Source organism: Micromonospora sp. NPDC049799, assembly GCF_040656655.1.
GTDB lineage: Bacteria > Actinomycetota > Actinomycetes > Mycobacteriales > Micromonosporaceae > Micromonospora.
The window spans coordinates 1-10,125 of record NZ_JBFAMU010000162.1; the positions used below are offsets into that span (position 1 = coordinate 1).

Genomic DNA, 10,125 nt, shown 5'->3' on the forward strand with positions numbered 1-10,125 from the left:
GCCGGCCCCGGCCGCGCCCGGCCGGCGGCCGCCCGCAGGCCGGGGCCGGGCCGGCGCGGCCCGCTTTGCGGGCCGCCTTGATCCTTAAGAGGTCAATTCGGCAGTCAGCGGACCTTGTCAGATGTCCTCCGTCGACTGATGCGCGGCATTCGTCCGCCAACTGATTCGCCGCGCCTCAGCGCGCTGATCACGGCAAGTGCAGATGGTTCCCTGTTCGCCGATCACCGAGCGTGTATTGGGAGCGGCGGGCGTACCATGTCGGGAACAATTACGGGCAGGGAGAGCGACCGCGAGGCTGGCCATGGTGAAGTCCCCCCGACACCGATTGATCGCGGCCCTGGCTGTGGCGGCAATCGGGCTGAGTCTCGGTGGATGCCAGCAGGCCATCAGCGTGGACGCGGTCAACCAGTGCGGCGCAGACGTCGAGCTCCAATTGGACACGGTGCGCGAGACTACGACCCAGTGGGTCACACTCCGCGCCGGTGACCAGGACGGCGTGGCGTCCGTGGGCGAGAACGCCGAGATGCTCTATGTCAAGGTGCGGGCGCCTGGCGCCGAGGGGGCTCGAAGTTTCGACGTGCCGATGACGTCGCTCGGGAAGCCGCCGGCCGGCGCGGACTACGAGGCGCTGCTCGTGCTGGAAGGCGACCGCTGTCCGTGACGCTGCCAGCCTGAGGGTGCCCGTCGTTCGTTCGACGGGGCGGATGCGAGCTGATCCACCGGCGCGACCGGTGGATCAGCTCGGCCGTGCGGCGGCGACGCCGGCCTCATAACCCCGAACTTCAGGCGTCCACCACTTGAGCACGGCAGTCAAGGCGGGCATCTCTTCAACGCTGACCACACGGTAGTTCTAACCGAATTGCTCAGGGTCCCCGCCTGCAGGATCGGATGCACTGACATCGGCTGCATGGCACGGCGTTGATTCCCGGCCAGTTAGGACCTAGACGCCTCGACCCTGTCGCGCATCAGTTGACGGAGAGCTGTCGCAGATCATTTGTCGGATAGCAGCGGGCCTTGTCAGAGCTTGGGCACGACCGGTGATGGCAGTATGTCGGCCCACTTGCGTAGCACGTCGACAGCCTGGTCCCGGAGGGCTCCTTCGGCAACTTCCTCGCGCAGTGACCGGCGCTCGGTCGGTAGGGCGACCTCTCGGTAGAACTGGAGATCTTCGAAGCCGTAGGTCGCTACGTCGTGGCTGCTGGCTCCGAAGATCAGGCGGGGGATGCGTGCCCAGTAGCAGGCCATGAGGCACATGGGGCAGGGCTCGCTGCTGGCGTACATGACGCCGTCTTCGAAGAGGTGCCGCCCCAGGTTGCTGCCGGCATGGCGCAGGGCCATGACCTCGGCGTGTGCGGTCGGGTCCCGTAGCTGGACAACGCTGCTGGTGCCCTCGCCGACGATCTCCCCGGATATGACGACGATGGCACCGAACGGGGTCTTGCCTTCGTCCTCCAGAGCGCGCCGTGAAATCTCGATGGCTCTTGTCAGGAACCGCTCGTCTTGGGCGTTCAGTTGTGAGGTCATGGTCTTCCTCCTTGCCGCCCTGACGGCTTGCCGCCGGATCTGCGCCTGGGCCAGGGCTTGAGTGGGGTGACGAATCGGAGTTCGGTCCGGTCGGCCGGGTATTCGGCGTCGGAGACTTCGACGACTCTCTCGTTGGCGTCCAGGGAGATGCGTCGGCAGAGGATGAAGGGAACGCCGTCTGGTAGGCCCCAGAGTTGGGCCTCCGCAGTAGTGGGCATCCGGCCTGTTACTTCGTCAATCATGGTCATGATTTCGATGCCGACCGTCGAGAGCTGGTGTTGGGTTCCTCCCGGCCACGGCTCGTTGGCTTCGTCCAGGAGCGCGGGGTTTGAGCTGATGAGCGCCACCGGCATGTAGGAGACGCTCGACGAGAGGAGCAGGCCGGTCGCCCTGTCGGTCGAGTCGTAGCGCCGCCGCAGCAGCAGGTCTGTCGGCTCGATCCGGAACAGGTCGGCCAGGTCCGCTCCGGCCTCTAGCTGGTCGTACCGGGAGCGGAACTCCTGCTCGCTGATCTGCATGTTGAGGTTGGTTTCGGCCTCGCCTACGACGGCACGCTCGGCCTCGGGTCGTGCGGCAAGGTCCTTTTCGACCTGGTGACGCTCCGACGAGCGGATGACCTTCCGGGGTGGAACGCGCACCACTGGTGCCTTGCCGCGTCCGCTGCTGATGAGGCCCTGGGCTTTGAGTAGGGCGATCGCCGCTCGGGCGGATCCGACAGAGCACGACCAGCGCTCGGCCAGCTCGGCCAGCGTGGGCAGTGAGTCTCCCGGCGTCAGCTCGCCGCGCTCGATCTGCATGCGGATGTCGTCAGCGATCTTCAGTTGGATCGGCAGCGGAACGACTGTTGGACGTGGCTCCATTTCCCCATCCTCGCAGGTTTGCCAGCAAACCTCTTGCTCCCTGAGCGATGCATGCCTTACTGTCGATTGTATGTTTGCTAGCGAACTAGCGAACTAGCTGTCCGGTCCGGCAGACGTCCGGCGACAACAGGAGGCAAGAGGGCATGGTCCCGAACACGATCAAGGTTCCGGTTCCGTTCGACTACGTCTTCCCGCAGGGGGCGCTGTGCCTGGGTGTGGAGCCGGTGACGGACTTCGACAAGCGCGGTCAGGGTGATGACCAGGCGCGTGACAAGGACACCGGCGAGCGGCTGTGGGTGGTCAAGGTGTTGGACCTGGACCCGGAGGCCGGGAAGTTCGGCGGGTCCAAGGAGGTCAAGGTAAAGATCGCCGCCCCTCAGCAGCCGGTGCCGCCGGCGTCGAAGATCCCCGGCTATCCGCCGGCGGTCACCTTCTCCGACGTGACGCTCACGCCGTACGTGGATTCGCAGCGGTGCAAGGGCTCGGGGAAGTGCCGGGCGCGTCAGGCGTGGTCGATCCGCGCCGGTGCCATGACCGAACCCGCCGCCGTGAAGCAGGCGGCCTGACCAGATTCGGATGCGCGGGGCGGGACTTCAACCCCGCCAAGGACGACTCCCCGCCCCGCGCTTCGCCTCTTCTCCCTGGAAGGAGTTGGGCTGATGCCCACGCTAGCTGACGCTGCCCGCATCGTCGGGAACCCGCGCCTCGCCCCGCACCGTCGCACCCACCGCCGCACCGTCATGCGCCTCGCCGGCCCTGGTATCCGGGCCGCCCACGAGGTCTACACCACCATCCCGTCCGACGCCGTCCGCGTCGCCGCCCTGGTCGAGATCGCCGCCGCCGCCGCTGCCCTGGCCCGGACGGTGGTCAAGCTGCGCCAACTCGATCCGGACCTGATCGCCCCGCACGTGTCCGACCGCGTCGACCTGCGGGCCGTCCTGGGTCGGGGCCGGTGGCTTCCGACCATGACCCGCCACGTTCCCGCCCCGCAGACCGGCCCGGTCGACCTGGCCGCGCTGATGCCGCCCCGGCCCCCGGTGCGTCGTCGGTTGGTCCGTCGTCGTCCCGGCACGCCGGGCCAAGGCTCCCTGTTCGCCTCTGTGGTCGGGGAGGGCTGACCGATGCCACTGGTCAACGTGATCCGGGGTGACCGGATCGACTCGGCTCCGATCAACGTCCGCACCCCGTACGTGCGGATCCCGATGTGGCTCGCGTTGTCGTGGTGGACCATCAAGGCCCTCGGCCGCCTGGTCCTGGTCCTGGTGCGCTTCTGGTACGTCACCGCCCCGGCGGTGTTCTTCGCCTGGCTCTACTTCCGGTTCGGCTGGGCCGGTCCGGTCGGTGTCGTCGGCCTGGTCGCCGTCGTGTCGACGGGGTGGGCGTTCGGGCACCGGGCGTCGTGGCTGCGGTTCGGCTGGTGGCCGATCCTGTCCCGCTACGGGCGCATGGTGTACCGCCGCAACTGGCACGCCGCGATGGTCACCGCCAAGCTCGCTGTCTCGTTCGACGCGCACACGGTGCTGCCCGTCCTGCGGCGGGTCCGGTGCGCCTCGGGCGTGGACGTGGTGACGGTCCGCATGGTGACCGGGCAGATTCCCGACGACTTCGCCCGCGTCGCGGAACGCCTCGCTCACACGTTCGGCGTCCGTCAGGTCAAGGCCGTTCCGGGTACGCGTCCGGATGTGGTGCTGCTGCACCTGTTCCGCGGTGACCCCCTCGCCAAGCTCGTCCGCCCCCTGCCCGTGCCGGCGGTACCGGAGTTCACCGCACTGCCGGTGGGCCGTCAGGAGGACGGCGACGGCTACGAGCTGCGCCTGTTCGGCACGCAGGTCCTCGTGGTCGGTGCGACGGGTGCGGGGAAGGGCTCGGTCATCTGGTCCGTAGTCCGCTCCCTCGCCGCCGGGGTCACCTCCGGCCTCGTCCAAATCTGGGGGCTCGATCCCAAGGGCGGCATGGAACTCGGGATGGGCGCGCCGATGTTCACCCGGTTCGCCCGCAAGGACTACGCCGCCATGTGCGAACTCATCGAGGAAGCCGCCACCGTCGCCAAGGACCGCGCCGGGAAGCTCTACGGCCGCACCCGCCAGCACACCCCGACCCCGGACGAGCCGCTGATCGTCGTCGTCATCGACGAGCTGGCGAACCTGACCGCCTACCTGACCGACCGGCAGTTGAAGGACCGGATCAAGGCCGCGCTGTCCATCCTGCTTTCGCAGGGCCGCGCGGTCGGCGTGCATGTGGTCGCCGCGATTCAGGATCCCCGCAAGGAGGTGCTGCCGTTCCGCGACCTGTTCCCGACCCGCATCGGCCTGCGGCTGGCTGAGGCCGCTCAGGTGGACCTGGTCCTCGGGGACGGGATGCGGGACCGGGGCGCGCTGTGTGACCGTATCCCGCAGTCCCTGCCCGGCGTGGGGTTCGTGGTCATCGACGGGGACCCGACGCCGATGCGGGTCCGCTTCTCGTACCTGTCCGATGACGAGATCCGTGACATGGCCCAGACCTACGGCCGACTGCGCGTGATCGACGGCGAGATCCTGGACGGTGCCGCATGAAGCCGCATCCCACCGCCACCCGCGCGGACCGTGTCGAGGGCCTGGTCCTGGTCCTCATCCTCCTGACTGTCGCCGGGTTCGCCGGGGCCGCGTCGTTCACCCACGTCAAGGACTGGACCCTCGACAACTCCCCGCCAGGGACCGGGGCGTGGTTCGGCTGGGCCAACGCCGTCATCAGTGAGTTGGTCCCCGTCGCTGCCCTGCTCACCATCCGCCGCCGACGCCGCACGGGCGGGCCGATCGGCTACCCGATGTTCCTGCTCGTCGCCGCCGTCGCCCTCTCGCTTGCGGCGCAGCTCGCCGTCGCCAAGCCGGGCCTGTCCGGGTGGCTGCTCTCGGCCGTCCCGGCGCTGGCGTTCATCGGCCTGTCCAAACTCGTCCTCACCACCGCGCCCGCCCCGGCCGCGACCGGCGAACCGCCGGCCGTTCCGGCTCCGGCTCCGGCTCCGGCTCCGGCTCCGGCCAGCGTCGCCCCGCCCGTCCGCCCGATCGACCCGCCTGCGGTCGCGCCCGTATCGGCTCCGGTTGCGCTCGCGCCGGTCGTGCCGGTGCCGCCGGCTGCCTTCGTCCGCCACAACGGCACCCCGCTCACTCGGGAGGTGACCCGATGACCGATCACCTGCTCTCCGGCCTGTTCCTGGTCGCCGGCCTCGCCGTCTTCTGCTTCGACCAGTACCGGCTCTACGTTGTCCGCTACGAGCTGGCCGCCTTCCAGCGGGCCGCCGCCCGTGACCCGCTGACCGGCCTGGCCAACCGCACCGGCCTCGCCCAAGCCTGGGAGCAGCTCGCCCCGCACCGGCCGTGGATCGCGGTGGTGGACCTGGACGGCTTCAAGCCGGTCAACGACACCCACGGCCACGCCGCCGGAGACATCGTCCTCACCGGCGTCGCCCACCGCCTCCGATCGGTCAACGGCGTCGCCGCCCGCCTCGGAGGGGACGAGTTCACCGCCCTCCTGCTCGACCCCGACCCGACCCACGCCATCCGCCAGCTGGCCGCCGCCATCGCCGCACCCGTCCGCCTCCCGTCCGGTGTCGCGGTGTCGGTGACCGCCAGCATCGGACTCGCACCCACCGCCGGGGATCTGGCCGGCGCGCTCGCTGACGCTGACGCGGCCATGTACCGGGCGAAGACCACCCGCACCGGCGTCGCCGTGTTCGACCGCCACCGCGACGACCACGCCACCGACACCCGCCCCACCGTCCGCGTCCGCGACCTGGTTGCGGAGGTGGGCCGATGACGCTCACCCCGACGCTGCCCGGCCTCGACCCCGCCCCTGCCACTCCGCAGGAGCCGAGGCCGGGCTCCCGGGCCGCCCGGATGCTCATGCCCCGCTCCGTCGACGTCGTCGCCGACCTGGCCGCTGACTACGGCGTCTGCACCCGCCCCGTCAGCCTGCGCCGCACCGACCTCGACTCCGGGCAAACCGAGGTCATCGACATGCCCTGCGGCGCCACCCAGGAAGCCAAGTGCCCCCGCCTGCGCCACCCGCGCCCGCCGGCTACGCCAGCAGCAGATCCGCGAAGGCTGGCACCGGACCGACGAACCCGACCCCGGACCGAAACCCGCCACCGACGCCCAACGCGGCCTGATCGTCGCCCGCGCGCACCTGGAATTCGCCCGCGACGAAGCCGCCCGCGCCTCCCAATGGGACCAGGTAGCCGACCTGGACGACGCGATCGCCGAACTGGAATCCCAGATCACCACCGAAGGACTCCGGGGCCGTCCCGCACCGCCGCACGCCAGCGAGGACCAGGAGGACGGCGACGGCAAGCGCCGGGTCCGCTCCACGAAGCGTCGGCAGGACGCCCCGGACCTGCCCCGCCTGCCAGTGGAGAACCGCACCGTGGGCCGCACGTATGAGGGCCACGGCGGGCAGGTGTTCCGGCCGTCGATGTTCCTCACCCTCACCCTCGGCTCCTACGGCCGCGTGCACTCCGACGGGACGCCGGTCGACCCCGACGCCTACGACTACCGCCGCGCCGCATGGGACGCCGTGCACTTCCCCCGCCTGCTAGACCGGTTCTGGCAGAACCTGCGCCGCGCGGTCGGATGGAACGTCCAGTACGCCGGTGCCGTCGAGCCTCAGCGACGGCTTGCCCCGCACGCGCACTTCGCCATCCGAGGCACCATCCCCCGCGCCCTCGTCCGGCAGGTCGCTGCCGCCACCTACCACCAGGTGTGGTGGCCCTCGGTCGACGTGCGGGTCTACGAACCGGGAAACGCGCCGCAGTGGGACGCCAACGCCGCCGGCTACACCGACCCCACCAGCGGCGCGCTGCTGCCGTCGTGGGATGACGCCCTGGACCTGGTCGACGCCGAACCCGACGCCGAACCTGTGCACGTCGTCCGGTTCGGCGTTCAGGTAGACGCCAAGGGCGTCCTCGCCGGCACCAAGGACGCCGACCGGTGCGTCGGCTACATCACCAGGTACCTCACCAAGCAGGCCGCCGACTGCCACCAGGTCACCACCGCCCGCCAGCGGGCGCACCTCGAACGGCTCTGGCAAGAGCTTCGGCACACCCCGTGCTCCGAACGGTGCGCCAACTGGCTGCTCTACGGCCTCCAACCCAAGAAGGCACGGCCGGGGCTGCGGCCGGGCAACTGCAAGAACAAGGTCCACAAGCGCGACACCCTCGGCATCGGCGGCCGACGCGTCCTCATCTCCCGCCAGTGGTCCGGCAAAACCCTGACCGACCACCGCGCCGACCGCCGCGACTGGGTCAAGGCCCTCCTCGGCGTCACCACCGACGCCGACACCGCACCGGCCGGCGGGGAACAGCGGCACGCGTGGGAACTCGCCCGACCCACCGACCCCGACGTTGCGCCCCTCGGCCACCGCGTCCTCCGCGCGATATCCGAACGCATCCAATGGCGCGCGCAACTGGACGCCGCGCGAAGGCGCGCAGACACAGCACCGCCACCGGATGCCTCGGCTCAACACCTCAACGAGAAGGGACCCATGGAATGACCACGACGACAGGCCAGCCGCTTGATGCGTCGTCCTCTGTCGGTCGTCTTTTGCTGCGTCCCGAGCAGGCCGCGGAGGCGCTGTCCATCGGTCGGACCGCTGTGTTCGAGCTGATGCGCTCTGGTCGTCTGCGCTCGATCAAGGTCGGCGGGCGTCGGCGTATCGCGGCCTCGGCTCTGACGGAGTTCGTTCGGCAACTGGAAGAGGAGCAGGCGGCGTGACGCGTCAAAGCGGGGAGAAGAGGGTTCGGCCACGGCGCGGCCAGGGCGAGGACTCTATCTACCAGGACGGCGACCGCTGGCGCGGTGCTGTCTCCTTGGGCTACGGCCCGGACGGTAAACGGGTCCGCAAGAAGGTGTCGGGGCAGACGCGCGAGGAGGTCGCCAAGAAGCTTCGGCAGTTGCGCGACCAGCTCGACGCCGGCCTGCCCGTGCCGGACGACCGGATCTCGGTGGGCGACTTCCTCGACCGGTGGCTGTCGGTGAACCTGCCGGGCCATGTGGCGCCCTCGACGCTAGACGACTACGCCGACACGGTCCGGCTGCATCTGCGTCCGGCGCTGAGTCGTAGGAAGTTGACCAAGCTGACGGTGTCGGACTGTGACCTGCTGTGGAAAGCGAAGCGCGACGCGGGCTACAGCACCAACAGCGTGCGGATCATGCGGACGGTGCTGCGGAAGGCGTTGGGCCAGGCCGAGCGGGAGGGCCTGGTCGCGCGGAACGTCGCTGCGCTGTCGGCGGCTCCTCGCGTGGTCGCCAAGGAGGGGCGCACGCTGACCCCTGAGCAGGCGCGGACTCTGTTGGCCGGACTTCGGGGTGAACGCAAGGAAGCCCTGGTGACGATCATGCTCGCCTACGGATTGCGGCGGGGTGAAGCGCTCGGGCTGCGGTGGGATCGACTGGATTGGTCGGCAGGCACGCTGCTGGTGACGCACAGCGTCAAGCGGATCAAGGAGCGGAACCCGGATGTGACCGGTCGGCGTACGTGCCTGGTGGTCAGCGAGCTCAAGACGCGACGCTCCCGGCGAACGCTGTACCTCACGCCCCAGCTGGTGGAGCTGTTGTGTCGACATCGGGCTCGGCAGGCGGAGGAACGGTTGGCTGCCGGTGAGGCGTGGCAGGATCACGGCCTGGTCTTCCCCAGCGAGGTCGGTACGCCGCTCGATCCGGACAACTTCTCCCACCGGTTTTCGGCGCTGTGCAAGCGGGCCGGGCTCGGACATTGGCACCCGCACGAACTTCGCCATTCTGGTGCGTCGCTCATGCTTGCCCAGGGCACCCCGTTGCATGTGGTGTCGGAAGTCCTCGGGCATACGTCGATCGCGATCACCAAGGACGTGTACGGGCACCTGATGGAAGGCGATCGCCGTTCTGCTGCGGCGGCCATGTCCCGTGCGCTGTTCGGGCAGTGAGGAACCCGGTGGCTCCCAGCTTGGCTCCCCCGTCCGCTCGAAGGCTGATTCTGGCGGACACGAAAGAACCCCCAACCCTGCCGTTTCGGCTGGTCGGGGGCTTCCCCTTGCTCTGTGCGCCCGAAGGGACTCGAACCCCTAACCTTCTGATCCGTAGCCGGAAGGAGAGGGTACCGGTGACCTGTGGTTATGCGGGTTTGTCCGGATTCTGTATGTAGCAGTGTCGACGGAACGTGACGTCAGAGCGCGTTTCCCTCCCCCGGCGTGCATCCATGGATGCACGATCAATCAATCCTGGAGCCCGGGTCCGTCGCCGGCGTTTTCATCTGCTGAACAGCTGTCCGCCGCTCGGCGTGCCTGACTCACCAGGTCCTCGATCAACATGGAAGGGGTGACGCCGCGGCGATCGGCCTCCTTGGCCACCCACATGCCATCGGCGGGGCCGAGCCGCACCGGAAACACCGTCACCACCGGGCGAGGCTCGTACTCCACCTCCACCTCGCCTCGGGCGATCAATTCGGTCCACGGCGCGTTCAACGCCCACTGCTCTTCAGGAGTCAGTTTCACGGTCGCCTCCGAGTATCCGTCCGGCCCACTCCCGTCTCATTCTTCAGCTGCCTGCCGGTAACTACCAGGACAGAGTCGGTGTTTCCTGCCAGCGGGGCGGGTCGGCCCGGCTGATGCCGTCCGAAGGTCGCCAGCAGGCCGGGACCGGGCAGGCGCGCCCCGCTTGCGGGCCGCATTGATCCTTCCTTGAACTCAATTCGGCACGCACGTCTTCATCTCTTCGGCTGGCTAAGCCACCTC

11 protein-coding genes and 1 pseudogene are annotated in these 10,125 nt (G+C 69.3%); 9 read left to right on the plus strand and 3 right to left on the minus strand.

What is annotated here, in order from left to right:
- Window positions 1-301: 301 nt before the first annotated feature.
- A complete protein-coding gene (locus AB0I76_RS14690; protein WP_357034661.1) occupies window positions 302-661 on the plus strand; it encodes a hypothetical protein in 360 nt (119 codons plus the stop codon).
- 356 nt (window positions 662-1,017) lie between these two features.
- Here the strand turns inward: AB0I76_RS14690 and AB0I76_RS14695 are convergent, their stop codons facing one another.
- Both AB0I76_RS14695 and AB0I76_RS14700 read right to left on the minus strand, forming a co-directional pair.
- Window positions 1,018-1,524: a nucleoside deaminase gene (locus AB0I76_RS14695; protein WP_357034663.1), complete on the minus strand. Its 507-nt coding sequence runs from the start codon at window positions 1,522-1,524 to the stop codon at window positions 1,018-1,020.
- Complete coding sequence (locus AB0I76_RS14700) at window positions 1,521-2,384, minus strand: GntR family transcriptional regulator (RefSeq protein ID WP_357034665.1); 864 nt, start codon at window positions 2,382-2,384, stop codon at window positions 1,521-1,523. Before AB0I76_RS14700 ends, AB0I76_RS14695 begins: the two co-directional genes overlap by 4 nt.
- A 143-nt stretch (window positions 2,385-2,527) precedes the next feature.
- Here AB0I76_RS14700 and AB0I76_RS14705 point away from each other — a divergent pair, with 143 nt between their 5' ends.
- The 8 genes and pseudogenes from AB0I76_RS14705 (at window position 2,528) to AB0I76_RS14740 (ending at window position 9,318) form a co-directional block, all read left to right on the plus strand.
- Window positions 2,528-2,950 carry a hypothetical protein gene (locus AB0I76_RS14705; protein ID WP_357034667.1) on the plus strand — a complete coding sequence of 141 codons (423 nt, stop codon included), beginning with the start codon at window positions 2,528-2,530 and terminating at the stop codon, window positions 2,948-2,950.
- 93 nt (window positions 2,951-3,043) lie between these two features.
- Window positions 3,044-3,502, plus strand: coding sequence for a hypothetical protein (locus tag AB0I76_RS14710; RefSeq protein ID WP_357034669.1), 459 nt, complete (start codon window positions 3,044-3,046; stop codon window positions 3,500-3,502).
- Between the two features lie 3 nt (window positions 3,503-3,505).
- The gene (locus AB0I76_RS14715; protein ID WP_357034671.1) at window positions 3,506-4,936 is read left to right on the plus strand and encodes a cell division protein FtsK; all 1,431 of its coding nucleotides are present in this window, start codon (window positions 3,506-3,508) and stop codon (window positions 4,934-4,936) included.
- Window positions 4,933-5,547, plus strand: coding sequence for a DUF2637 domain-containing protein (locus tag AB0I76_RS14720; RefSeq protein WP_357034673.1), 615 nt, complete (start codon window positions 4,933-4,935; stop codon window positions 5,545-5,547). The genes AB0I76_RS14715 and AB0I76_RS14720 overlap by 4 nt, the downstream gene beginning before the upstream one ends.
- The gene (locus tag AB0I76_RS14725; protein ID WP_357034676.1) at window positions 5,544-6,176 is read left to right on the plus strand and encodes a GGDEF domain-containing protein; all 633 of its coding nucleotides are present in this window, start codon (window positions 5,544-5,546) and stop codon (window positions 6,174-6,176) included. Before AB0I76_RS14720 ends, AB0I76_RS14725 begins: the two co-directional genes overlap by 4 nt.
- Window positions 6,173-7,907, plus strand: a pseudogene (locus AB0I76_RS14730) (replication initiator). Before AB0I76_RS14725 ends, AB0I76_RS14730 begins: the two are co-directional and overlap by 4 nt.
- Window positions 7,904-8,128: a helix-turn-helix domain-containing protein gene (locus AB0I76_RS14735; protein ID WP_357034678.1), complete on the plus strand. Its 225-nt coding sequence runs from the start codon at window positions 7,904-7,906 to the stop codon at window positions 8,126-8,128. The pseudogene AB0I76_RS14730 and the gene AB0I76_RS14735 overlap by 4 nt, the downstream one beginning before the upstream one ends.
- A complete protein-coding gene (locus tag AB0I76_RS14740) occupies window positions 8,125-9,318 on the plus strand; it encodes a tyrosine-type recombinase/integrase (RefSeq protein WP_357034680.1) in 1,194 nt (397 codons plus the stop codon). Before AB0I76_RS14735 ends, AB0I76_RS14740 begins: the two co-directional genes overlap by 4 nt.
- Before the next feature lie 288 nt (window positions 9,319-9,606).
- On the opposite strand, the gene AB0I76_RS14745 is transcribed toward AB0I76_RS14740, so the two are convergent.
- A complete protein-coding gene (locus tag AB0I76_RS14745; RefSeq protein WP_357034682.1) occupies window positions 9,607-9,885 on the minus strand; it encodes a hypothetical protein in 279 nt (92 codons plus the stop codon).
- Window positions 9,886-10,125: the final 240 nt, after the last annotated feature.

Coding starts and splice junctions, on each gene's coding strand:
- AB0I76_RS14690 (WP_357034661.1), top strand. CDS start 302: ATGGTGAAGTCCCCCCGACACCGATTGATCGCGGCCCTGGCTGTGGCG.
- AB0I76_RS14695 (WP_357034663.1), bottom strand. CDS start 1,524: ATGACCTCACAACTGAACGCCCAAGACGAGCGGTTCCTGACAAGAGCC.
- AB0I76_RS14700 (WP_357034665.1), bottom strand. CDS start 2,384: ATGGAGCCACGTCCAACAGTCGTTCCGCTGCCGATCCAACTGAAGATC.
- AB0I76_RS14705 (WP_357034667.1), top strand. CDS start 2,528: ATGGTCCCGAACACGATCAAGGTTCCGGTTCCGTTCGACTACGTCTTC.
- AB0I76_RS14710 (WP_357034669.1), top strand. CDS start 3,044: ATGCCCACGCTAGCTGACGCTGCCCGCATCGTCGGGAACCCGCGCCTC.
- AB0I76_RS14715 (WP_357034671.1), top strand. CDS start 3,506: ATGCCACTGGTCAACGTGATCCGGGGTGACCGGATCGACTCGGCTCCG.
- AB0I76_RS14720 (WP_357034673.1), top strand. CDS start 4,933: ATGAAGCCGCATCCCACCGCCACCCGCGCGGACCGTGTCGAGGGCCTG.
- AB0I76_RS14725 (WP_357034676.1), top strand. CDS start 5,544: ATGACCGATCACCTGCTCTCCGGCCTGTTCCTGGTCGCCGGCCTCGCC.
- AB0I76_RS14735 (WP_357034678.1), top strand. CDS start 7,904: ATGACCACGACGACAGGCCAGCCGCTTGATGCGTCGTCCTCTGTCGGT.